Genomic DNA, 24,296 nt, shown 5'->3' with positions numbered 1-24,296 from the left:
CACTTGCCTACCCTCTTCACCGCGCTCTCTACCGCCCCCTTCAACACCTTCCGCAGCACCAGGGGCAGCAGACTCCTGCACCTTGTCTATACTGTTGAAACAGTTTTCAGAATGCTCCACATTTCAAACACATAGGTTGACGATGGAATTCTTAGATTATCTCAAATACTTCTCTGAGCGGGATGGCTCCGATCTCTATCTGACCACGGGTGCGCCCCCCAGTGCCAAGTTCTACGGCAAACTGACCCCCATCGCCAAAGAGTCCCTGCCACCGGGTCGGGTGAAGGAGATCGCTGACTCCATCATGACCGCGGAGCAACGTGCCGAATTCGAACACAAACCGGAGATGAACCTGGCCATTTCTGAAACCGGTGTGGGACGCTTTCGGGTCAACATCTTCAAGCAGCGTAATCAATATTCGATGGTTATCCGCGCCATAAAAACCGACATTCCCAACTATAAGGATTTAGGTTTGCCGGAAATCCTGCCCAAACTGATCATGCAGAAGCGCGGCCTGGTCCTGTTCGTGGGTGGCACCGGGTCGGGCAAGTCCACATCGCTGGCGGCGCTGATTGACTACCGCAACAGCAATAGTGCCGGGCACATCATTACCATCGAAGATCCGGTGGAATTTGTGCACCAGCATAAAATGTCCATCGTCAACCAGCGTGAGGTGGGCATGGACACCAACTGCTATGATGACGCCCTTGAAAACACCCTGCGCCAGGCACCGGACGTTATTCTGATCGGCGAGATCCGTACCCAAGAGCAAATGGAGCAAGCCATCGCCTTTGCTGAAACCGGGCATCTGTGTATTTCCACCCTGCACGCCAACAATGCCAACCAGGCACTGGACCGGATCATCAACTTCTTTCCCGAAGAGCGTCACAAGCAACTCTTTCTGGATCTTTCCCTGAACATTCAGGGTTTTGTCTCGCAGCGGCTGATCCCTACCCTGGATGGAAAGCGGGCGGCCGCCATCGAAATTTTGTTGGGTACACCGCGTGTTTGCGATCTGATAAAACAGGGTAAAGTGGATGAGATAAAAGAAGTCATGCTGAAGTCGGAAGCCTCCGGCATGCAGACGTTCGACACTGCTCTCTACAAACTGTATAAGCAGAAAAAAATCTCCATGGAAGAAGCACTGCGTAACGCAGACTCCAAAAACAACCTGCGCCTGCGCATTACCCTGGAAGAAAAACCCAACAATCAGGGTGACACTGCGGAGAAAAAACCCACTGCACCGGCGGCGGCATCTGCCGACAAACCGCAACCCGGCACACCTTCAGCAAACACCAAAGAAGAGGCCAAACCCAGCCCAAGCCTGTCTGAATTATCACTGCAACCCATCGATGAGCAGGAAGAGGAACAACCGGCCAACAACGGACGCGCTTCCTTCAATGTGCCAAAAAAATAGTGATCACTTTTTTAACCTGTGACAATCGGGAGAAATTCACTGAAGTTTCCTGTCATGGGTAATTTTTAGTCTACTCTGAATACTATAGCGGTACCGTTTGCTGTACCGCTCCCGAGATATTAGTGTTGTTATCATTACGGGGTTCACCGATGAGTAGTATTACGTTCAAAGTCATGGCAACGACCTGTGCCATTTCTGCAATTACCTTTAGCCATTCCTCCATTGCCGTTCAACAAACCAACGATTTGCTGTCCCACGAATTATGGGGTTTGGAGAACATCATCCGAACCGCTGAGACGGTTCCCGCCAACGTGAGTTCAGAACAGGCCGCAGCAACCGGTACCTGCGCTGAACGTCCGGACATCAGTGGTGGCAACTACGTCTGCAACAGTTACACTGCACCGGGTATACAGGATATGGATATTAACGCCGCAGAAGGCTGGAACGCGTTCGTTCCTGCCAGCGGGCTCAGCCAAAACAAAGTGGTGATCGCGCTCATTGATACCGGCATCGACTACAATCACCCGGATCTGGCCAACAAAGTCTGGATGAATCCCGGTGAAGCCACCGGCACGGACAACAACCTGAATGGCATCGATGATGGTTGTGAAGATAACATCGACGGCGACGGAAACGGGTATCTGAATGACTGTCACGGTATCAGTGTTCTGGTGCCGCGGCTGAATGCGGATGGTTCGTTGAACGCAGCTGCGGGCGATCCCATCGACAATGAAGCAGGCCACGGTACCAACATGGCCGGCGTCATGGCGGCAGAGGGCAACAATGCCAGCGCAGACTATCATGGGGGCATCGTGGGTGTGGCGGGATTGGAAGACAACATACAGGTTGCCACCTGTCAATCCGCAAAAATTGAAGACGATGTGCTGCCATTGGTGCCTGGGGTTTCAGTGCCGGCAGCAAAGGAAACCGCCATTCGTGAATGCCTCTGGTACTTTTACAATCTGAAGCAGGCGGGGGTAAACATTGCAGTGATTAACGCCTCCGGCGGCATGTCGAAATTCATCAACCTGTATGGCCTGCTGTTTCCCACCGTGGGTGAGGATTACCTGCTGGATACGCCGGAAATGTATTTACTGGCGGACCTGTTGGAAGCCGCCGACATTCCGGTGGTGGCGGCAGCGGGCAACAACAGCTGGAGCATTGATCAGGCCACCCACCAGCGGGCCTACTATCCTGCCTCATTTGAAAACAGCAACATCATTTCAGTGGCCGCCTCCAACAATCAGGGTGAACTTTGGAGCGGCAGCAGCTATGGCCGCTGGTCGGTTGACCTGCTGGCCCCCGGTGAAGATATATTGAGTACCGCACCGACCTACCCCATCTTTCCCTTGGAGGCCGCCGACTTTGTTGTCACCCACGGTTCCTCCCAGGCCACCGCTTATGTTTCAGGCATCATCGCCATGCTCAAAGCCAATGCCAGTACCCAGCACCTGGACGCGTTTTCCATTAAACGCCTGTTGATGAGCAGTGGTAAAAAATTGTCTGCCGGTAGCACAAAAACCGTATCCGGCGCCCTGGTTCGACTGGCGGACAGCAACGGTGTTGGCGCACTCACCTGCACCAACCAGCAATTCACGCGCCGGCAATCCCCTCAAGCCGACAAGATGATTGCCCTGCCAACGGAAACCCTGCAAATTCAGGTGCAAAGTTTTAACTGTGCAGCCCCATCCGGTGCCGATCACATTACGGTGAGCGTATCACCCACCGGCGAAACCTTTAATATCTATGACGATGGCCTGGGTGACGACGAAGTGGCAGGCGATGGCATCTACAGTGGCTCCTGGATCGTGCCTTACGGCGCCTTCGAGTACACCCTGTCCACCGGCTACGATTCTGTTAAAGAGGCAGCGGATGAATTGATCGTCACTGCCGCCATCATCGTGGACAACACGGACGAAACCGACTGGACTGGTAAATGGTGGCCCTCTACCTACCGTGCGGGCTACTACGGTACGAACTATCGCTACGCCACGGAAAACGACCCGGAAAAAGTGTTTGTGTGGTCACCCACTACCAATGAAGCAGGCTTCTATCGGGTTTACGCCCGCTGGCCGGATGGCCCGAACTTCGCCACTAATGCCCTGTTCCGGATTCACCATCAGAATCCGCTTGACGGCAGCGTGCTGATCACGGAACAAACCGCTGATCAAACGCAGAACGAAGGCCAGTGGATGGACATGGGCAGGTATTGGTTTGAAAGCGGAACTCACACCATTGAATTATCCAACCTCAATGCCAACGGCACCGTGGTGGCGGACGCCGTACTGATGGTGCCGGAGCCTTGATCACAGAAGAGGCATTCACCTTGATGTGAGTCAATACCCCTCCTTTTCCTGCTGTTATAGTAGTAACTATGGAAGAGGAGGCATGTCCCATGTTCTTAGATGACGTTGTTATATCCGGTCTTATTGTAGTGGGTGGAACCTTGGCGTTTTTACTGGGAATAGGGATATTCATCTATCAGGATTCGCACAAGAAAAAAGACGAAAGCAGTCACGTCAAATAATCACCCATTGCGTAATCAGCGGAACATATCGGTTCTGCTGATTCAACTTGCCGTGGCATAGCTGTTACCATACTGACAACAGTGGATTCAGGGTAATAGCTATGTCAGGTAATGCGGTGCTCGTCATCAATGGTGGCAGTTCTTCTGTCAAATTTGCGGTGTTTCGTGAAAACGCCGCACAGCCAGATTGCTATGGACAAGCCTCCGGGCTCGGTACGGCGCAGGCCAGCCTGACTTACACTCTCAACGATAACGAACACAGCGACACTCTGCCATCGGCGAATCACCATTGCGCGCTCGAAAAAATTCTGGCCGGTCTGGATCAGGCCGGCGTATTGCAATCGATTCAGGCCGTTGGCCACCGCGTGGTGCATGGCGGACACCAGGCAACCCAGGCCGTGGTCCTGTCACCCGATACCCGGCAACGGATTGAAGACAACATAGAATTTGCACCACTGCATAATCCCGCCAATCTTGCCGGCATAGAGGCCTGCGAGAAACAGTCTCCCGCACTACCTCAGGTGGCCGTGTTCGACACCGCATTCCACAGCACACTGCCTGCCATCGCCCACACCTATGCGGTGCCTGTTTCCTGGCGTCAGCAACTGGGCGTGCGGCGCTTCGGGTTTCATGGTATCAATCATCACTATATTGCCGAAACAGCAGGCCGGATTTTACGCGCGGGGAATTTACCCTCGCGCATTGTTTCTGCCCATCTGGGCAATGGTTGCAGTGTCTGTGCCATCAAAGACGGTAAAAGTGTGGATACGAGCATGGGATTCACCCCACTGGAAGGATTGGTCATGGGCAGTCGCTGTGGCGACCTGGATCCGGGACTGGCGGAATATTTGTGCGCAAAGCTGGACGTGAACATCGAAACACTGACCCGGCAACTTAACCGCGATAGTGGCCTGCTTGGTGTTTCCGGCAGCAGCAGCGACATGCGCAAAGTGCTGCAGGCAAGTGCCGAGGGCCAGACAGATGCGACGCTGGCGGTCGAGTTATTCTGCTATCGGCTGGCAAAGTACATCGCCTCGTATCTGGTGCCCCTGGGCAGCATCGAGATGATTGTGTTCAGTGCCGGAATCGGTGAGCATTCAGCGCACATCCGCCAGCGTACGGTGCAATGGCTATCGGCCCTGGGATTTGCCCTGGATGATACCGCCAATCACGCCAGCCCGGCCAAACAACAATCCATTCGCAATATTGCCGCGGCGCACTCCAGGCCGGTTTACGTGATACCCGCCAATGAAGAGTGGATGATTGCCCAACTAACGTTCCAACAACTGCTTAGCCTGTAAAACAGAACGAGGTGCCATCTTGAAAACGCTGTTACTGACACCCACCGATTCCGGTGTGGGATTAACCTCAATCTGCCTCGGCATGATCCATGCGCTGGATCAAATGGGGTTGCGGGTGGCCTATTTCAAACCCATTTCGTTCTCCAGTACCGGCCAGGATCGCTCTGCCGCCCTGGTGGAGCAGTACAGCTCCTGCACGCCTCCCCTGCCCATTGGTTTCCAGCAGGCCAAGGATCGTATTGCCGACGGTCATATTGAACGACTGATGGAAGACATCCTATCCCTGCATCAGGAAGTTCTGGATCAATATGAGGGCGAAGAACCGGAAGTAATGCTTATTGAGGGGGTCAACGAAAGCATCCACGAGGCGTTGTTCGACCAATTTAATATCCAGTTGGCCCGCGCACTGGATGCGCAGGTAATTCTGATCACCACCCCCCAGGCCAACAGCGTGCAAGAGCTGAACAGCCGCCTGTCAAGTACGGCTAAACAGTTCGGCGGCATCAACGATTCGCGGGTGTTGGGTACGATCATCAACATGCTCAACGCCCCCCTGGACCGGCACGGCAACATTCGCCCGGACATTACCAGCCCCACCTACAACGCCGCATTCGGGCACGACACCCTTGCCAACCAACTGCCGGTTCTGCAACGGGATGATTTTCATCTGATCGGGGCCATCCCCTGGAACCGCGATTTGACCGCACCCCGAACCGCTGATGTCATGGCCTACCTGAAGTGCAGCAGCATTGCCCAGGGTGAAGCGCAACAGCGGCGAGTACACCACGTGGTAATTGCCAGCCAGCATGTGGAATCGGTTGTGCCTCAACTGCAACCCGGCACACTGGTCATCACCTCCCACGACCGCTCAGACATACTGATTGCAGTGGCGATGGCGCAGCACAATGGCGTGGCACTGGCCGGAATCCTGTTTACCGGCACAGAATCAGACAACAGCGATACACTGGCCTTTTGTCAGTCGGCCATTGAAATGGGGTTGCCTCTCTACCAGGTGGAGCAGGACACCTATCAGGTGGTGAACCTGCTGCCGGGTTTCGACAACCGCTTACCCGTGGACGATACCCAGCGCATTCATGTTCTGATGGACACCATTGCCCAGAACCTGGACAAGCCCTGGCTCAAATCCTTTGTCGGCAGCGACAGCCACCCACGCCTGTCACCGGCGGCGTTTCGTTACCGCCTGGTGCAAAAAGCCCGCACCAGCAGCCAGCGCATCATACTGCCGGAAGGCGATGAGCCACGCACGATTCAGGCCGCCATCACCTGTCATCACCGGCGCATTGCAGACTGTATCCTGTTGGGGGAGCCGGCCACCATCAGGCAGGTGGCACAGTCCAACGGATTGGACTTACCCGACGGTTTGACCCTTCTGGATCCGGAATCCATCCGTAACGACTATCTTGAATTGCTGATGGAGCTACGTCGGCACAAAGGGATTACAGAACAGAGAGCCAAGCAGGAACTGGAGGATAACGTGGTGCTGGGCACCCTCATGTTATACCAGGATGACGTGGATGGATTGGTTTCCGGTGCCGTCCACACCACCGCCAACACCATTCGCCCCGCCCTGCAGTTGATCCGCACCAAACCCGGAGTGAATATTGTGTCCTCCATTTTCTTCATGTGCCTGCCGGATCAGGTGTTGATTTTCGGTGATTGCGCCATTAACCCTGACCCCAATGCTGAACAACTGGCGGACATTGCCATTGAAAGTGCGGACTCGGCCCACGCCTTTGGCATCACCCCCAAAGTGGCCATGATCAGCTACAGCACGATGGAATCGGGTGCGGGTGTTGACGTGGATAAAGTGCGCGCCGCCACGCAACAGGTGAAGAAGAAGCGCCCCGACATCACCATTGACGGGCCATTGCAATACGACGCTGCCATTATTCCCAAGGTGGCCAGCAAAAAAGCCCCCAGCAGCGAGGTGGCGGGGAGTGCCACGGTATTGATTTTTCCGGATCTGAACACGGGCAACACCACCTACAAAGCGGTGCAGCGCAGTGCCAATGTGGTGAGTATCGGCCCCATGTTGCAGGGGCTGAAAAAACCGGTCAACGATTTATCACGGGGTGCCAATGTGGACGACATCATCTACACCATCGCCCTCACCGCAATTCAGGCCCAGGAAACAACGCCGGACTAAACGGCGACTTCCACCTGGTAACCGGTGAACTTGCGGATATTGATGACACCGCTGTCCAGCAGCAGGTACTGGCCTTTGATCCCCAACAAGGTACCTGCGACTTCCGGTGTCTTGTCGAAGTTCAGGCTCACCACTTTACTTGGGTATTCAAGCACGGGATAGGTTATGTTCACCGGCTGGGCATCGGTCATGGCAACCACGGCGTGCTCCCCCAGTTGATCCTGCAGCGCATCCAGTTCCAATTGGCATTGCTGCAGCAGCTTGTCCCGCTCTGCAATCATGTCCAGCTCAGTAACCTGGTTTTTCAACATGGCCTGCCAGCGGGTTTTGTCGGCTACGTATTTTCCCAACGTGATTTCCACCAGCCCGGAGTGAAATCGGTTTTGTACCTGAAACACCGGCAGCGCCTGAATCGCCCCCTGATCTATCCAGCGGGTGGGCACCTGATCGTTGCGGGTAATACCCACCTTGATACCGGAGGAATTAGCGAGGTAAACCGTGTGCCCCTGAAAGCAAAAATTCCGCGCCCAGTCCGGTTCGCGGCAGGTGCCCTCCTCAAAATGACACTGCTCAGGCTTGATGATACAGGTGTCACACTGCGCCAAAGAGCGAAAACACGGGTAGCAATAACCCTGATCAAAACTCTTTTTGGTTTTACGACCGCAATGGGTACAGAAAATCTGCTCAGTGAAGGTCAGTTTGATGGGCTTGCCCAAAAACGGATTCAGATCCAGCCTCTCATCCCCCACCGGTAACCGGTACTCAACCTGATCACCCAATGCGGTTTTCATCTTTGCCAACGTGCCTACCAGTTGCGTACTGTGCATCACAGATCATTCACCCCGTTTGACTACCCTGCTCTCATAGGCTGGCTAAGCTACCAATCATCCTTGACCGGGTCAAACACCAGTGAAGTGTCCACTCACTTGTAATTCAAGCCGGCAAATCCGTATACTCCCTCGCTTGAAGCAGTCAACCCGGGGGGGGGAAACCATGCGCACGTTAATGCTATTTGCCGCTGTCCTGCTGGCATCATCACATGCACTGGCCATATCCAATATAGAAAGTGAAAGACCCGGCCTGCCGGAAGCAGGCTGGGGTGGACACATCGAGTTGAGCCTGGATGGCGAAACCGGAAACAGCCGGGAAGAAACCTACACCGGCGCCGCCAAGATCACCTTCCGCCGCAATAACGATATCTATCTGGGAATCGTGGAACGGGAATACGGCACCACCCGTGATATCAAAGACACCGATGAAAGTTTTGTACATGCACGCTGGATTCATGTGCTGGATGAACGCTGGGCTACGGAAGGCTTCATTCAGTGGGAGGAAGATGAGTTTGACAATCTGGTTTCCCGTTCCCTGGCCGGCGGTGGCGGCCGCTATGTGGTGGCCCAGGATGCAAAGGTGTTTTCCCTGTCAATCGGTTTGGGCGGCTTTCGCGAGCGGGAAGTATTGGATCTTGGCTCCTACGAAGAAAAAACCTGGACCTGGCGGATCAACTCCTACACCGCCTACCAACACCGCCTCAATGATCAGATTGTCATTTCGGCAACCGCCTACTACCAGCCCAGTACCGACGATTTCAGCGATTTCCGAACCCTGCTGGACGCGGCGCTGTCGGTCAAGCTTACCGATCAACTGGACCTGAAAGTCCATTATAAAGTCACCCATGACAGTGAGCCGGCGAAAAACCTGGACGCCGACCCACCCATCGACAACAAAAAGACCAACACCGAATACACCACCTCACTGGTGTACAACTTTTAAAGGCATCCGCAGCTTTAGGCATCCGCAGCGGGCACCCGTGCCCGCTGGCTAATTTGCCCGTAAGCGCTGGGTCTTGAACCCTTTCAGGCCCGACAGCATCATTTGCCGCAGCAACACCAGTACCGGACTTTCGTTGATGCGCGCTGGTTTGCCTTTGGCAATCCGTTCCAACTGCCGCGCATACCAGACCGTTTCCATCATCGCCATATCATCGATCGCCTTGATACCGGTAATACGGGGTTTGACAGGGCTGGAGGAAACCTGGCCGTTGAGCAGCCGCCTGCTGAAATCCGGCTCCACTGCCAGCGGACGGGCCAGCCCCACCATATCCGTGGCGCCACTTTCGATGGCCCTGACCATGCCTTCGGCAGAACGGAAACCACCGGTCACCATCAATGCGGTCTGAACCCGGGTGCGGATCTGCTCGGCATACTCCATAAAATACGCCTCCCGCGCCGCAGTGCTGGCTTTGACATTTTTGCCGGTCATGTTGGGTGATTCGTAATTACCACCCGAGATTTCGATCAGGTCCATACCGGCCTGATCCAGCATCTCCACCACCGCCATGGATTCCTCTTCGGTAAATCCACCACGCTGAAAATCCGCTGAGTTCAGTTTGATGGACACCGGGAACTCAGCCCCCACCTGCTCCCGGATCGCCCGGTAGATCTCCATCACAAAACGCGCCCGGTTCTGCAAGCTGCCTCCCCACTGATCCGTTCTCTGATTGTGATGGGGCGATAAAAACTGGCTCACCAGGTAACCATGGGCACCGTGAATCTGCACCCCGCCAAACCCGGCCTGCTTCACCACGGCGGCCGCGCGGGCGAAACGCTGGATAATGTCATGGATATCCGCCTCATTCAGCTCACGGGGCGGGTTGAAATAACGGGAGAAACGCGCTTCCAGCGGGATCGCAGACGGGGCCACCGGTTGCTTTGTCACCATATTGGGCGACTGTTTTCCAGGATGATTGAGCTGCACCCAAAGCTGCGTGTCCTGCCGGGAACCAACCTCCGCCCACTGTTTCAGGCGCGCCAGATCACGTTCATCTTCGATGGCCACGTTACCGGGTTCACCCAGCGCCAATCGATCCACCATGATATTGCCGGTGATCACCAGGCCGGTACCGCCCTGGGCCCAGGCATCGTAAAGATTCACCAGTAAGTCGGTGGGCCGGTTGTCGGCGGTTGCCAACGCCTCACTCATGGCAGATTTACCGATTCTGTTCTTGATGACCGCGCCGCAACGCAACGTCAGTGGTTGGGCTAATGCCTCCAGTGATGACACAGGAACCTCCGATAGTGACCTTAGAACATTTCGATAGTTGTGAAACTATCGCATAAAATCCCCCTCGTCAATCCCGCTGTGGCCGCTGGTTCCCAGCCCCCGGCGTGCTACAATCCCGCCACCTTTTCTGGAGCATTAGCATGTTTAAAAGTAACGAGTATTTTGATGGCAAAGTGGTATCCATTGCTTTTCAGGGTGAAGCGCTGCCCGCCACCGTCGGCGTTATGGCAGCCGGCGAATATGAATTTTCCACCGCACAGAAGGAAACCATGACCGTGATCAGCGGCGCGATGACGGTACAACTGCCAGGCAGAGACGATTGGATCACCTACCGCCGCAACGACAGCTTTGTCGTTGCCGCCAACACCCGCTTCAAGCTCAAAATAGAGCAGGACAGCGCTTACCTTTGCACCTACGAGTAAGCGCTTTTAGCGTGCCGTTCGGCCTGTGGGTTGGCTCGCCCAGCCCGTCAGCTCACCTTACGTTTGTGATAGCTGTTACGCATTTTAGCCGTTACATACACAACAAAAACGAAATTCCAATCATTCTTGGGATGCGCGCTCATCAATATCCCTGATAGTATTAACCAAGTTCAACTAGTTTGGTGATCCAGATTGGGGGGTGCCTGTACTGTCCGCTTGGTTTGAGCAGACGTAGCAGGTGTTGCGTTGTATTTGGTTTTCGTCACTGCTTGCAGCAGCGTTAAAGGGATTTAGACAGCTTCGCACGGACAGCGGAACTGATCCGGGGATCAGTTTTATCTGACGCAGACGAATAGTGTTCTAGGAGTTATCACTTTGACACAGACAAGGACGTCGGGCTTAAACGTTGCCCGCTCACCGTGGCTGTTCCTGTTGCTTCCTCTGCTACTGGTGTTACTGCTCGCCGGCGGCCTGGGGCAGCTCAGGTTTAATGTGGATTACCGGGTCTTCTTCAGTCCGGACAATCCCCAACTGGTGGCCTTCAACCACCTGCAGGACAACTTCAGCGCATCGGAAAAGTTGCTGCTGGTTTACACCCCTTCTTCCGGTAGCGTATTTACCAAAAACAGTCTGCGGACCATACAGGCCGCCACCGACGAACTGTGGAAAACCCCCTACTCCACCCGGGTGGACACCCTCACCAACTTTCAACGTACCGAGGCCCGGGGCGACGAACTGCTGGTGGACAATCTGGTGCCGGACACCCTCACCTTATCCGCCAGCAACATTCACACCATCGAACAGTTTGCCCGGCAGGAACCCATGCTGGTTAACCGCCTGCTTTCCCCCGAGGCGGATGTCACCGGCCTGCTGGTGACCATCAACAAACCCGGCCATTCACCGCAAGAAGCCGCGGCCATTGTGGCCCACGGCCATCAGGTTGAAGCCCTGATCCAATCCATGGATCCCGGCGCCAGGGTGGATTTAACCGGCATGATCATGATGTCCAACACCTTTTCCGAAAGCGCCCGGACCGACATGGCCACATTACTGCCCATCATGCTGCTGATCGTTATTCTGGGTTTGGGTTACCTGCTGCAAAGCTGGAAAGCCACCGCCGGCATCGTGCTGGTGATTCTGTTTTCCGCCCTTGGCGGCATGGGCGCCGGCGGCTGGATGGGCATCCAACTGTCTTCACCATCGGCCATCGCGCCCATGGTCATACTGACCATCGCTGTTGCTCATTCCGTGCACATCGCCAATACCTTTCTACGCCTGCAGTGGTCTGCGCCATGCAGGGGCAATGTGGATCGTGCCATCGCTGACAACCTGAGGCCCATGCTGATTGCTGGGGTCACCACACTGGTCGGCTTTGTCACCATGAATTTCAGCGATGTGCCCCCCTATCACGATCTGGGCAATATCGTTGCCGTTGGCGTTACCCTGGCAACGCTGCTGTCACTGACCTTCCTCCCCGCGTTCCTGCATCTCAGTGGCGCCGTACCCAGGCAGGAATTGCTGGTCAACCGCACCCTGGTGCCGCTGCTGGTGAAGCTGGTTACCCGACACAGCGCCCTGACCCTGCTTTTTGTAGGCGGCAGTGCAGTGGGTCTGAGCCTGTTCATCGGTAATAACACACTGAATGATGAGTTCGTTGAATACTTTGATGACAGCACCCACTTTCGTGTCTCCACCGATTATACGGATGAGCATCTGACCGGTATCTATACCGTGGAATACGCCATCAGCCGCGCCGGCTCCAGCAGCGCAGTGGACCCCGCTCTGTTGCAGGAACTGGATGCTTTCCAACAGTGGCTGTTGCAACAACCTGAAGTCCGTCATGTCACCAGCATCAGCGACACCCTCAAACAGATCAACCAGAACATGAACGGTGGCCGCCCGCAGGAATACCGCCTGCCGCACAGCCCGGACCTGGCAGCCCAGTATCTGTTGATGTACGAAATGTCGCTGCCGTTCGGTCTGGACCTGTCAGACCGCATCAGTATGGACCGGCGGGCCACCCGGGTGGTTGTGACCCTGCACAATATTTCCTCTCAGGATATGCTGGGGCTGGAATCCCGCATCAATCAGCACATCAAAACGGTGTTTCCGCAATGGCACACCACCAGCTCCAGCCCCATGTTGATGTTTGCCCACATCGGCCAAAAGAATATCAAGAGCATGATAATCGGTGTGTTGACCGCTCTGCTGCTGATTTCCCTGGCTCTGGGCATGGTGCTGGGCTCGGTCCGCCTGGGCTTGTTGAGTTTATTACCCAACCTGGTGCCCATCTTGGCGGTGTTTGGCCTGTGGGGGCTGATGGTCGGCGAGCTGGGTTTGTCCATGGCGCTGGTGGGCGGAATGTGCCTGGGTGTGGTGGTGGATGACACCGTTCATTTTCTGAGTCGCTACAAGAAAGAACGCAGCCGCGGCCAGGAAGGCACCCAGGCGCTGGAACAGGTGCTTGCCCACGCCGGTGCGCCCATCATTATCACCAGCGTACTCCTGGCGGCCGGGTTCCTCCTGCTGGGCAGTTCAAGCTTCAAACTCAACAGTGACATGGGCAACGCCACCGGGCTCATTATCCTGCTGGCCTTGCTGTTCGATTTGCTGGCCCTGCCGGCATGGCTGGCCTGGAGTACCCGGGCCCGCACTACGCCTTCAATAGAAACTGCTGCAGATCAGTAGGTTACAAACAACGCTGCCAAGTTTCAGCCCTTTGCTATACTGAAAAAAACCGTGTTTTTAAACACCTATGTTTCACAAAGGGCTGGTTTCCTTGCAACTATCCTTCACGTTCGCCATCGTGTTCGCTGTCGTGGCATTGGGATGCGTTTCCGCCCGTGCTGAGGCCCCCCCTGTGTCTCTGCAACTCATTGACATGCAAGGGAAACCCATTCCCAATGCCGTCATTCTGGCGGGCGGGCAACCGCCGGCCGTTGCCGTGGATCGGAATCGGGATATGCCACCGGCCATCATGGATCAGATCGACAAGGCCTTTGCCCCCAAGGTGCTGGTGATTGAACAGGGTCGCCGGGTCAACTTTCCCAACAGCGACAATATCCGCCACCATGTGTATTCCTTCTCCCAGCCCAAAACCTTTGAACTCAAACTGTATGCGAAACAACCTGAACACCCCATAGAGTTCGAACAAGCGGGTATTGTGGTGCTGGGCTGCAACATCCATGACCAAATGCTGGGCTTTATTGTGGTGAGCGACACCTCACTCTGGGCCCAAACCGATGACAACGGCCAGGCAACACTTGCCACCCAGGATGGGGTAAGAATCTGGCACCCGGAGCTGGCAAGTGGTTTCAGTCAGATGGAACACCACTCCCTCCCGCCGCATCCGGCGGGACAGCCCATCACACTGCAGTTGCGCCTGAAACCACCGCTGGCAACCCCGGAAAAGCGCGGCTTCGGCTCTGACCGGTTCAGAAACCATGGCCGTTAGTTCCCTGCAGGTCCGCATACTTCGTTTTGTGATCGGCATATTGGTGGCGATGGCCATTACGGTTGCATTGGCGGTGTGGTTTTCCACCAGCAACCACAGCAATGAACAGATCGACTCCAATCTGTCCACCGCGGAAAGCACACTGCAACAGCTGTTGCGCAACCGGGAGGATCAGTTACTCAGTTCCGCCGAGGTACTGACCTCGGATTTCGGCTTCAAGCAGGCCGCGGCCACCCGGGATCAGGAGACCATAAAAAGTGTGCTTCACAACCACGGTGAACGCATCGGCGCTGACCTGATGGCGCTGCTGTCACTGCAGGGCGAACTGCTGGCATCCGATACCGAACAGATTAACACCCAGTTCAATCAGGACTACTTCATTCGCGCCAGCCTCAGCAACGGAGGAGCCAACGATTACCTGGTCATGAACGGCCGCCTCTACCAGGTCATACTCCTTCCGGTGAAAGCGCCACTGCCCATCGCCATTGCCATGGTGGGATTCGAACTCAACCAGAATCTGGCCAATCAGTGGCAAGAGCTGACCGGGCTGGATATTACCTTCTATGCCAACGATCAGTTGAACCGCACTGTCATTGCCTCCACCCTGCCCGCCACAGACTGGGCTCTGGCGGTGGACGAAGCCTACGTGCCTTATTCCACCAAGCGGCTACCATTGTTCGGCCGGCCGCAATTCGCCACCCTGCAGTTGGAGCTGAATCAGGCCAATCAGAATGAAGCCGGTATTTTCCTCTCCTACCCGGTGGAGAAAGCCTTTCGTGAATTTGATCTCCTGCAATGGCGTATCATTGTCATCACCTTGATCGGTGCTTTACTGGCGGTGGCCGGTGGCCTCATCATCACCCGCAACCTGGCCACCCCGATACGCGTACTGGCGCACACCGCCAGCCGTATTGCCAACGGTGAATTCGGTCTTCAGGTGAATGCCAATCGCAACACCCAGGAAATTAACGAACTGGCCAACGCCTTTGAAACCATGCAGGAAGGATTGGCCGAGCGTGAGGCCCGTATCATGTACCAGGCCCACCACGATCCACTCACCAAACTGATCAACCGCCAACATGTTATTACCCGGTTGAGCCAGCATCTGGACCGGGCGCAGTTCAAACCCATTGCGGTCATCTGTATCAACATTCTGGATTTCCGAATCGTCAACGACACCTTTGGTCATGTGGTGGGGGATCAGTGCCTGAAACAGATCGGAGAACGCCTGAGTCAGCTGCCGGAAGAGGATTGCTTTGCCGCCCGTCTGGGTGGCGATGAATTTCTGGTGGTGATCCCCCTGGAGTGCAGCCTGGAAGGCACTGCGGAAAACGTACTGGCAATGCTGTCCGGCGCCTACCGTATCCAGCAATTGGAAATTACCCTGAAATTCTCCATGGGAGTATCCACAGCGCCGAAGGACAGCACCCAGGCGGATCAGCTGGTACAGCAGGCCAGTATCGCGCTGGATATGGCCCGTCGCGAGCAACTGGGGCTGGCGTTTTACGACCGCCAGATGGAAGAAACACACCTCAAACGCCTGCAATTACTGGCAGACCTGAAGGCTACCCTGGCACAGGATAACGGGCAATTGCAGATGTACTTCCAACCCAAAGTACTGGCCCGGGACAGCACCATTTTTCGCTTTGAGGCCTTGATCCGCTGGATACACCCGGAGCAGGGTTTCATACCACCGGACCTGTTCATCCCCTTGGCAGAACAGGCCGGACTGATCGGCAATGTGACCGATTGGGTGCTGGCCGCCGTCATCAGGCAGATTGCCCAGTGGAAGGAACAGCAATTCGATGCCCAGGTGGCCATTAACCTGTCGGCCAAGGATCTGTCCCGCAAAAACCTGCTGGACAGCATTCACCAGCAACTGGAACGCTACCAACTGACCGCCGGCAGTCTGGCTTTTGAAATTACGGAAAGTGAAATCATGCGCGATTCCAAACAGGCCATTGATCTGTTGCAACGCTTTCGCCAAGCCGGTTTTGATCTGGCCATTGATGACTTCGGTACCGGCTACTCCTCCCTGTCACAACTGAAACACATGCCGGTGACGGAATTGAAAATTGACAAGAGCTTCGTTCTGCAACTGGATCAACTGGCCGATGATCAAATCATTGTGAAGTCCACCATTGAACTGGCCCACAGTTTCAATCTGAAGGTGGTGGCAGAAGGCGTCGAAAACCAGCAATCCATGGACCTGTTAAGGGAGTGGGGCTGCGATTGGTTACAGGGTTTCTATCTAAGCCGGCCGTTACCGGCCAAGGACGTACTCAATTGGGTGGAAGAGTTCAGCAGTCGGCAACGGGCCGCCAATCAATGACGTCGCCTGCCCTTTCCGGCTTGGGGTTCTTTCGCCAGTAAACGATTGCCGGCCTGCTCCAGCCAGAGCAGAGTTTCAATCTGATTCACAAACCGCCCCAGATAATCCGGCGCCACATCCTGCATTGTCATCAGTGAGCGCACCACCAGGCGGTGGGCGTTGAGCGGGCCGGCATCTTCCGGCGCGTCATCCAACGCCTTGGCCACGGCTTTTTCCGTGCTGCGCCTGGCCCATTCTTCGCGAAACGCCTGCAGTGCTTTCAATTCGGTAACCGGCGCCAGGGCATCCAGATCCGCCACCGCTGCTTCGTCGTCCACCTGGCGCAGGGCATCCACTTCCTGGCGTCGCAACACGGCTTCAAAGGTGGCCGGCTCCGCTGCCGCGCCCCGGGCCCGCCGCTGATTCAGCAACGCTACCAGCTGCGCCAGGGTGGCAGTATCGCTGCTACGGGCCGACTCAATTTCCGCACTGTTTGCCTCGGCAGCAGCTCGCCCCCGGGCCCGGCCTTGTACGCTGTGCAAGACCTGCTCGGCCTGGTGCAGCAAGCGCCGGCTCAGGGAAGGTCGACAGTTTGACGCATGGCGCAGCAACGCATCGGCCCGGTGCAGGGCTACCAGATCCGCCGCCGGAACTGATTGGCGCAGCGTTGCCAAGATCCGTTGCAGCTTGGCCAGCTGTTCAGCTTCGGCGGGGCTGCGGTCTGCCACCTCATTCATCGGCCAGCTCCTGTTGTCGACCCCGGGGTACCGGTGCCATTTCCACCCGCCGATTGCGGGCGCGGCCGGCACTGTCCCCATTGGAGGCCACCGGTTGCTGTGCGCCAAAGGCGGCGGCGAACACCCGAGCCCTGGGCATGCCTTCTTCGATCAGGGCACGGGTCACCGTCAACGCCCGTTGTGCGGACAGTTCCCAGTTATCCTGATAGCGATTGTTGTTCTTCTGGATAGGCAGATCATCGGTAAAGCCACTCACCATCAACAGTTCATCATGTTGCCCCAGATAAATCTGCAATGGCGCCACCAGGGATTGCAGAAGCTGTCGGCCCTGGGGCTGCAGCTCGTCAGAATTCAATGCGAACAGGACACTGCCACTGATACCGATGCGCCCGTTATCCAGGGTGATTCGACCCTTGGCCAGGGGCTCCGCCAACGCGGCTTCCAGGGCCATTCTGCGCTGTTCTTCCTGCTGGCGTTTCTGCACCTCCTGTTCCAGGTTTTGGGTGAGTTCCAGCTGAATCCCCATGACCCACACCAGTACCAGCACAAAAACGCCCACCAGTCCGGACATCAGATCTCCGAAGATGGCCCAAATGGGTGTGGAGGCTACCTGATCATCCAGTGATTCCATCAGCTGACCTCTTCTGCGCCCGTCGGTGCGGCTTCAGACTTGTGCCGCAGTTCTTCGATGATCTCCTTCTGCGACATCATACTGAGATCAATGATCTCCCGAGCCTGGGCCACGTAGTACGCCAGCTGCTCATCGCTGCGGCTGCTGGACTTATCCAACGCCGCCTCCACCCGGCTCAGGTTCTCAATCAATTTGCTGTTGGATTCACTGAACAATTCAACCGCGTAACCGAACGCTTCACTGAGACTGGACACGTCCACGGCACTGGCTTCCAGATGATCGGCCATCTCCGCCAGCTTACCGGTTTCCGTTGCCACCTGTTGTTCAAACTGCGCGCTGATCTGGGCCAGTTGACGGGTCGAGGCTCCGGCCAGCGACTCGATGGCAGCCCGTTGCTCGGAGGATGTCAGCTCCAGCGAGCTCAACACCCGATTGAGTTCCGCCATGAGGTTCTGGCGTTCCTGCAACAATTCGTTATCCCGCTCTATATTGTTGGAGATTTCACGGCGCAACTGCTCCAGCACTTCGGCGGCGGCTTTGGGTGCCTGGGACGCGGTTTCGATTAACTGCAACATAGGCGATTCCAGAGCGCTGCCCAGTTGTGTCAGGTGTCCGGCCACCGTGCTCTCCAGGTCCGCCAGGCGTTCAACCGCCGCTGCGGCACGATGACTCTCCTCTGCACGCAGCGCCGACAGCTCCTGCCGAACCGTTTCCACCAGTTGTTCCATGCGGCCGTTCTGTTGCTCCAGCCACTGGGTTTCCGTCTGCAGGCGCGCATCCACCAGGTCACTGGTGCGATCCAGTACCTGCGTCCACTCCTGCAACAAGCGGGTGCTGCTGTGTTCGGCCGCGTGCGTAACCCGGTCAGCCCGCGCATTCAAATCCTCCAGTGCCTGCCGTTGCAGCGCCTGCAGCTGCTTGCTGTTCTCCTGCCAATGGGCCACCAAACTATCGCTGGCGGCCTGCAATCCACTTTGCCAGGCCTGGCCCACCGTAACCGCGGTATCGGCAAAGCGGTCCGTGGCCGTCTGCAAACACGCCTGGGTCTGGTCCTGCAAATTCTGTTGGGCCTGCTGGGACTGCTGGGCCACCGTGGCCACCGTGGCCTCCACCAGGGGCTGAATACTATCCCCCACCAGTCGGGCGCTTTCTGCCAGGCTCGTTTTCAATGACGTTTCCACTGCAGCGGCCAGTTCGCTGAAGCGCTGGGTTGCGGTATCCTGAAACTGCACCTGTCCCTGCTGCACGGCATCGGTCATGGCACGGGTCATGGACTCAATCTGCTGCGCCATGTACTGCAGACGCTCTGCCACCTGTGGCAATGCCTGCGCCTGATACTGCATGGCTTTGTAGGTTTCCTGCCGATTATGCTGCAGTGAAAAACCACGGAATTCCGCGGCGATGGATTGATCCAGTGATGCGCTGGCCTGCATCCGCTCGCGACGGCTGATGGTGGAAATGAGACCCAGCATGGCAGATGCAGCCACCCCGGCAACGGAGGTTCCAAAGGCCAGGCCGAGCCCTTTAATGGGGGTGGCCAATCCCGCCCGCATGGCCTGCAATTCAGTGGTTCCCTCCAATGCCAGTACCGCACCGTTCAGAGTGACCACCATGCCAATAAAGGTTCCCAGCAAACCCAGCATCACCAGCAACCCCACCAGGTAAGGCGTGAACACCGGTCCGGGCAGGGCGACGCGTTCACCCTCAATGCGCAAACGGACGGCGTTTTGCAATGCCGGATGCAATTTCAGTAGCCAGGGATCCAGACGCGGCAGATCGCCGGGCACATGGCGCAATGCATTCACCAGGGTGCCTGTTGCCCGCCGGTACTGCAGCATTTCCAAACAACCAATGGCGTACACCAATCCGATCAACAGGGTAACCGTCAAGGCCAACAGATCATTGCCGATAAAACCGGCGCCGATCCAGATCACGGCCGCAGCACCCAACAAAAAGGCCGCAGCAAACAGAATTCGAGTCATGATTTTCGGGATACCTCTCTTTCCAGGGCCTCAACCAGTCCCAACACCGGTTGCAGGCGCAGATCAAGCTCTGCCAGTAACAGCGCCTGAACATCTTTGCGAAATTGCTGCAGCCAACCCGGCTGCGCCTGTTGCTGCAGCAGGTTAAAGCGACGCTGCAGCAGACGGGGAATCAGTGCCAGCATGCGGTAGGTCTGATCCCACAATGTGTCTTCAAGAGCTCGATCCAATACCGCCAGTTTTTTCAATGCCGGTGTACAGCCGGTCAATGCCTCCCGCGCACTGGAGCGCACCACCCGCAACGCCAGATCCTGATCCCGCTGATGGGATAAATAGAAACGGTGATAACGCTCGAAAGGAATCTCACTGGCGGTTTCCTCAAGATCGGGCCAGCGGATCTTGGGGCGGTCCGCTGCCCCTGCACAGCTTTGAATGACCCCGTTCACCAGTTTGATTTTGGTGTGCAGCACCGCCTGTTTCAGATCCTCACAGGAATCCGTTACCACCACAAAGCCGCGCTCCGGCTTCACCTTGTGGGCATCCGCCAACACAATGGAGTCAGCGAAGCTCAGCATCTGCCCCAGGCGATCGGCAAAGTCTTTATGGGGCCAATCCTCCTCAATCATGGCCAGCTCGGTAAGCAGCCTGACAAGACGGGCATTGCGATGGGGAGCAGAAGCAACAGCTTGATTCATGAAAGACTTGGAACTCCAGGCTTGTAGAACAGCAAGCCAGTGGAAAAAACAGCTAGAATTTCAGGCATATGGCGCAAAAAACCACGTGAAAAAAGTGAGCATCCGGGTAACGGTTTGGTATTTTTATAAAGGCGCATTATGGCCAATCCGGAGGAAACTTCAAGGCCGCCATGACCGGCTTGCGATCGGCCTGGCCAGCTCAACCGGTTGCCGAACAAAGCTCACGTCAGCCGGAGAAAATGCCCCTAACCGCCTGTCTCGGGAGCACAATACCCCACCGGCATGATCGGATATATCCTCTATACTGGATTAAAGTTCATCCATTGGAAAAGCGGCATGACAACACTTCGTTATCTACTGGCCGGTGGCGTACTGGCCTTCGCCGGCTGGGCCCAGGCCGGGGCCGGCAAGCTTCAGGAAACCGCCGGGGTCACCCAGGTGGAGGGCAGTGGTGGGGGCGGTCTGGTGCCCTGGGCCACCCTTAGCGGTTACGACACCCGTGACGAATGGTCCAGCAGCGTGTTCATGACCCGCGTCAGCCTGCCCGATTATCGGTTGCAGGTATTTGGTGCCAGCGCCAGCATCTACGACCGCCTTGAACTCAGCCTGGCCCGACAGACCTTTGAACTGAAAAACGTGCCGTTTGGCGAGCGGGAAATCAATCAGCGTATTCTGGGCCTGAAAGCACGGGTGATGGGTGACATTGTGTACGGCAACTGGCCGCAAATGGCCGTGGGTGTGCAGTACAAGGAACTGGAGAATGATGCTATCGCGTCCGCCATCGGGGCGCAGGATACGGATCACGGCACGGATCTTTACCTTGCCGTCAGCAAGGCCCATCTGGGTGTACTGTGGGGCTATAACCTGGTATGGGATCTGACCCTGCGGGCCACCAAAGCCAATCAGTTCGGACTCCTGGGTTACGGCGGTGACAACAACGACAGCCATGAAGTCATGGCCGAGGCTGCCGTTGCCGCACTGCTCAGCCGGCAGTTGGCCATCGGGTTCGAATACCGTCAGAAGCCCGACAACCTGAGTGCACTGGAAGAGGAAGATGCCCATGATGTATTTGTGGCGTACCTACCCAACAAACAGTTCAACATCACCTTCGCCTGGGCTGATCTGGGCATCATTGCCGGCGAGGATAATCAGTCCGGTGCCTATGTTTCGCTAACCGGATATCTATGGTGATCCCCATGTTGCGATTTCTGAAACTGTGTTCACTGCTGGTATTGCTGGCCTGCCTGCCGGCCTGTCAAACCCAGCCCACTGATGACGCGCTCTATCATGAATTGGGGGGCATGGAAGGCATCACCCGTATCACCGACAACTTTATTTATGAAATCGGTTTTGATAAAAACATCGTGCGTCATTTTGAAGAAACGGACCTGGACCGCTTCAGGGAGAAGTTCATCGAACAGGTCTGCGAACTCAGTGGCGGCCCCTGCCGCTACAGCGGAGACAGTATGGTGGATGTACACACCAATATGAACATTACTGAAGCGGAGTTCAATCAGACAGTGGATCTGTTGATTGCCGCCATGAATCGCAGCGGCATCGCCCACCCCACACAAAACAAATTGCTGGCGCTACTGGCTCCAACCCGCCCCGATATCATTTACCAATAATCATCCCCAGGCTGGCAGTTACACCGCCAGCCCCATTTCTTCATCGATATAATGCTGAATGCCTTCTGCCGCTGAACGTTTACTATCAAAACAAACTCGAGCCTGGTGCGATTTCACTGTCATGATCTGACCTTCCATACGGCCGAAGCTGAACAGCAGCGACACCTTGTCACCGGCCTGCACACCTGTTTCAGCATTCAATTGTGTATTCAGCCGCAACATGGCGCCCTTTTCGGACAAATCCAGCACCACCACGTCCGCCGGTTGACCGGCAATCTCACAATGCACCGCATTACCGACGCGAATGCGTGGATACTTGCGGCGGGCAGTCTGCAAATACACCCGCTCACAATCCATAAACACATAGGCCACAAGAAACGCAATCGCCCCGCCCCGAACGAACCCGAACAGAAAAAACAGCGGCAGGCTCAATTCATCCAGCAAGCCAATAAGCGTCCAGTTTTCACGATTAAAGACGTAGAACGTGATGCGAATCATGACCTGCAGCACAGCGGAAATCAGCGCATACTGCAGTGCAATCTGGGTGGCCTTTTTCTTCACCGCCCGCTGGCTCATGAGGCCCCTGCCCCGGCTGCGGATGACCACAATGGCCAGCAGCCCAAAGTTGATGGCCAGCAACACAAAGGGCGGCTTGAACTGCTCTCTGGATAGGGCAAAAAACACCATGGATGCCATGGCCGCCACCAGGAACGCAAAAATATAAGTCGCCAGATTACGATCACCAAATTGGTTACGCAGAGTTTCATTCACGTAAAATCCACTGGCCACCGCCAACACATAGGACAATCCACCACCGATGGTCCACCCCACCAGCCTGGCCTCGGTAAACCAATCTCCCCGGCGATTGAAAACCCCCGCAAAGTCGAACAGGGCAAGGAAAAACATGACACACAATGCGGTGACGACGAACGTGCCCAGAAACACCATGGCGACGGGCAAACGCAGGTCCAACTCCTTATTATCCATATATTTGAGTATGAAGCCGTAACGTTTCAGCAATGCATTTCGATCCCCGGCCTCGGGATAGGATTTAACGCAATTCTTGGCCAGCATCTCGCAAAGCGTGCGTTGCAGCGTTTCCAATTCGTTCAAATATTCCTGTACCGCCAGGGTGTTTTCACTGTCCTGCACGGCCGGCAACACGCCGGCAATCTCAAGCAGGCGGCTTTCCATGCGCTGCAGATCGTTCACGCCGGGATAATGGTTTTCAAACTCATGATTGAGGCGAACCAGATACAGGTTCCTGGCCAGCAGACGCCCGGCCACCAAAGGTGAATCCAAGGGCCCGCTGTGGCGGGCAACCCGATCCCAGAAATCGGGAAAGCCGCGTTTTTCCAGGCTGACAAACACCGCATCCAAACCGCTGTGCGTGAGGGGCAGTTCCCCCAAAGCGTCCAGAATCTGTTGCTTCAGATTCATGGCATCCCGGGGCACCCGCGCCGAAGACAGCAAGAAACTGCGCCAGCGCTCATCCGCCTTGGCAATGGGCGCCACCAGCTTCAGCAGCAAAATAAAAATCACCAGATAGGGGGATAAAATGGCCTGCCCCAGATCCTCGCCCAACAGCAACAGTTGCTGAGCCAGCGGGTTATCGGCCAACAGCGCCGACACAGCACCGTGAAACACGCCTTTCAGACCCGGCACCTGACTGATTACAAACGCAATGGCGACGAAGGTCAGAAAATAAAGCCCGGCGTATTCCCTGAATACACGATCGTGTATGTAATCTTTCGGTGCACCCTCAAACTGCCCCTGCTCGGCACCGGACCAACGGTTGAATCGAGGCAATACCACCAATATGAAAAGTAAAAAACATACTGCAATGTCTGCAAACGAGACGAGAAAAAGTGTGGAGAATTCGCTATCCATTGCACTGTTCCAAAATAGTGACCCAGTTCTCAAAATAGGCCAGCGGACAAGAACATCAAGCAATTTGACGG

General features: G+C 55.9%; 19 protein-coding genes. 12 read left to right on the top strand and 7 right to left on the bottom strand.

Features of this window, described 5'->3' with window-relative positions; all coding sequences use genetic code 11:
* Positions 1-142: 142 nt before the first annotated feature.
* The 5 genes from D9N13_RS03900 to pta all read left to right on the top strand — a co-directional run bounded on the left by D9N13_RS03900 (position 143) and on the right by pta (position 7,412).
* Positions 143-1,417, top strand: coding sequence for a PilT/PilU family type 4a pilus ATPase (locus tag D9N13_RS03900; protein WP_290586106.1), 1,275 nt, complete (start codon positions 143-145; stop codon positions 1,415-1,417).
* 149 nt (positions 1,418-1,566) lie between these two features.
* Positions 1,567-3,723 carry a S8 family serine peptidase gene (locus D9N13_RS03895; protein ID WP_290586104.1) on the top strand — a complete coding sequence of 719 codons (2,157 nt, stop codon included), beginning with the start codon at positions 1,567-1,569 and terminating at the stop codon, positions 3,721-3,723.
* Positions 3,724-3,791: 68 nt separating this feature from the next.
* Positions 3,792-3,944, top strand: coding sequence for a cytochrome c oxidase subunit CcoM (gene ccoM, locus D9N13_RS24210; protein ID WP_411268121.1), 153 nt, complete (start codon positions 3,792-3,794; stop codon positions 3,942-3,944).
* A gap of 101 nt (positions 3,945-4,045) precedes the next feature.
* Positions 4,046-5,245, top strand: a complete 1,200-nt coding sequence (locus D9N13_RS03890; protein ID WP_290586101.1) for an acetate/propionate family kinase — start codon at positions 4,046-4,048, stop codon at positions 5,243-5,245.
* A gap of 19 nt (positions 5,246-5,264) precedes the next feature.
* Positions 5,265-7,412 carry a phosphate acetyltransferase gene (gene pta / locus D9N13_RS03885; protein ID WP_290586098.1) on the top strand — a complete coding sequence of 716 codons (2,148 nt, stop codon included), beginning with the start codon at positions 5,265-5,267 and terminating at the stop codon, positions 7,410-7,412.
* Here the strand turns inward: pta and D9N13_RS03880 are convergent.
* Complete coding sequence (locus tag D9N13_RS03880; protein WP_290586632.1) at positions 7,409-8,239, bottom strand: DUF2797 domain-containing protein; 831 nt, start codon at positions 8,237-8,239, stop codon at positions 7,409-7,411. The genes pta and D9N13_RS03880 overlap by 4 nt on opposite strands.
* A 166-nt stretch (positions 8,240-8,405) precedes the next feature.
* Between D9N13_RS03880 and D9N13_RS03875 the strand changes: the two genes are divergently transcribed.
* Complete coding sequence (locus D9N13_RS03875; protein WP_290586095.1) at positions 8,406-9,185, top strand: YdiY family protein; 780 nt, start codon at positions 8,406-8,408, stop codon at positions 9,183-9,185.
* 48 nt (positions 9,186-9,233) lie between these two features.
* Here D9N13_RS03875 and D9N13_RS03870 read toward each other — a convergent pair whose 3' ends face one another.
* On the bottom strand, positions 9,234-10,475 hold the full coding sequence (locus tag D9N13_RS03870) for an NADH:flavin oxidoreductase/NADH oxidase family protein (protein ID WP_290586092.1): 1,242 nt from the start codon (positions 10,473-10,475) through the stop codon (positions 9,234-9,236).
* A 140-nt stretch (positions 10,476-10,615) separates the two neighbouring features.
* Here D9N13_RS03870 and D9N13_RS03865 point away from each other — a divergent pair, with 140 nt between their 5' ends.
* The 4 genes from D9N13_RS03865 (at position 10,616) to D9N13_RS03850 (ending at position 16,683) form a co-directional block, all read left to right on the top strand.
* Positions 10,616-10,897 carry a pyrimidine/purine nucleoside phosphorylase gene (locus D9N13_RS03865; protein ID WP_290586089.1) on the top strand — a complete coding sequence of 94 codons (282 nt, stop codon included), beginning with the start codon at positions 10,616-10,618 and terminating at the stop codon, positions 10,895-10,897.
* Between the two features lie 375 nt (positions 10,898-11,272).
* On the top strand, positions 11,273-13,585 hold the full coding sequence (locus tag D9N13_RS03860) for an efflux RND transporter permease subunit (RefSeq protein WP_290586086.1): 2,313 nt from the start codon (positions 11,273-11,275) through the stop codon (positions 13,583-13,585).
* 91 nt (positions 13,586-13,676) lie between these two features.
* Positions 13,677-14,351 (top strand): methylamine utilization protein, encoded by a 675-nt coding sequence (locus D9N13_RS03855; RefSeq protein ID WP_290586083.1) that lies wholly within the window; start codon positions 13,677-13,679, stop codon positions 14,349-14,351.
* Positions 14,341-16,683 carry a putative bifunctional diguanylate cyclase/phosphodiesterase gene (locus tag D9N13_RS03850; RefSeq protein WP_290586080.1) on the top strand — a complete coding sequence of 781 codons (2,343 nt, stop codon included), beginning with the start codon at positions 14,341-14,343 and terminating at the stop codon, positions 16,681-16,683. Before D9N13_RS03855 ends, D9N13_RS03850 begins: the two co-directional genes overlap by 11 nt.
* On the opposite strand, the gene D9N13_RS03845 is transcribed toward D9N13_RS03850, so the two are convergent.
* The 4 genes from D9N13_RS03845 to D9N13_RS03830 are packed head-to-tail and all read right to left on the bottom strand — an operon-like array spanning position 16,677 to position 20,707.
* Positions 16,677-17,399, bottom strand: coding sequence for a DUF2894 domain-containing protein (locus tag D9N13_RS03845; RefSeq protein WP_290586078.1), 723 nt, complete (start codon positions 17,397-17,399; stop codon positions 16,677-16,679). The two genes, D9N13_RS03850 and D9N13_RS03845, sit on opposite strands and share 7 nt — an antisense overlap.
* Entirely contained in the window at positions 17,392-18,030 is a 639-nt protein-coding gene (locus tag D9N13_RS03840) for an OmpA family protein (RefSeq protein ID WP_290586076.1), read from the bottom strand. The genes D9N13_RS03845 and D9N13_RS03840 overlap by 8 nt, the downstream gene beginning before the upstream one ends.
* On the bottom strand, positions 18,030-20,012 hold the full coding sequence (locus tag D9N13_RS03835; protein ID WP_290586073.1) for a DUF802 domain-containing protein: 1,983 nt from the start codon (positions 20,010-20,012) through the stop codon (positions 18,030-18,032). The genes D9N13_RS03840 and D9N13_RS03835 overlap by 1 nt, the downstream gene beginning before the upstream one ends.
* Positions 20,009-20,707: a DUF3348 family protein gene (locus tag D9N13_RS03830; protein ID WP_290586070.1), complete on the bottom strand. Its 699-nt coding sequence runs from the start codon at positions 20,705-20,707 to the stop codon at positions 20,009-20,011. Before D9N13_RS03830 ends, D9N13_RS03835 begins: the two co-directional genes overlap by 4 nt.
* A gap of 336 nt (positions 20,708-21,043) precedes the next feature.
* Between D9N13_RS03830 and D9N13_RS03825 the strand changes: the two genes are divergently transcribed.
* Positions 21,044-21,898 carry a DUF3034 family protein gene (locus tag D9N13_RS03825; protein WP_290586067.1) on the top strand — a complete coding sequence of 285 codons (855 nt, stop codon included), beginning with the start codon at positions 21,044-21,046 and terminating at the stop codon, positions 21,896-21,898.
* A 5-nt stretch (positions 21,899-21,903) separates the two neighbouring features.
* Entirely contained in the window at positions 21,904-22,335 is a 432-nt protein-coding gene (locus D9N13_RS03820) for a group I truncated hemoglobin (RefSeq protein WP_290586064.1), read from the top strand.
* Between the two features lie 18 nt (positions 22,336-22,353).
* Here D9N13_RS03820 and D9N13_RS03815 read toward each other — a convergent pair whose 3' ends face one another.
* Positions 22,354-24,225 (bottom strand): PilZ domain-containing protein, encoded by a 1,872-nt coding sequence (locus D9N13_RS03815; RefSeq protein ID WP_290586061.1) that lies wholly within the window; start codon positions 24,223-24,225, stop codon positions 22,354-22,356.
* Positions 24,226-24,296: the final 71 nt, after the last annotated feature.

This window comes from Ketobacter sp. GenoA1 (assembly GCF_003671475.1).
GTDB lineage: Bacteria > Pseudomonadota > Gammaproteobacteria > Pseudomonadales > Ketobacteraceae > Ketobacter.
Note: the sequence above shows the minus strand (reverse complement) of the source record. Positions and strands in the feature narration are given on the sequence as shown.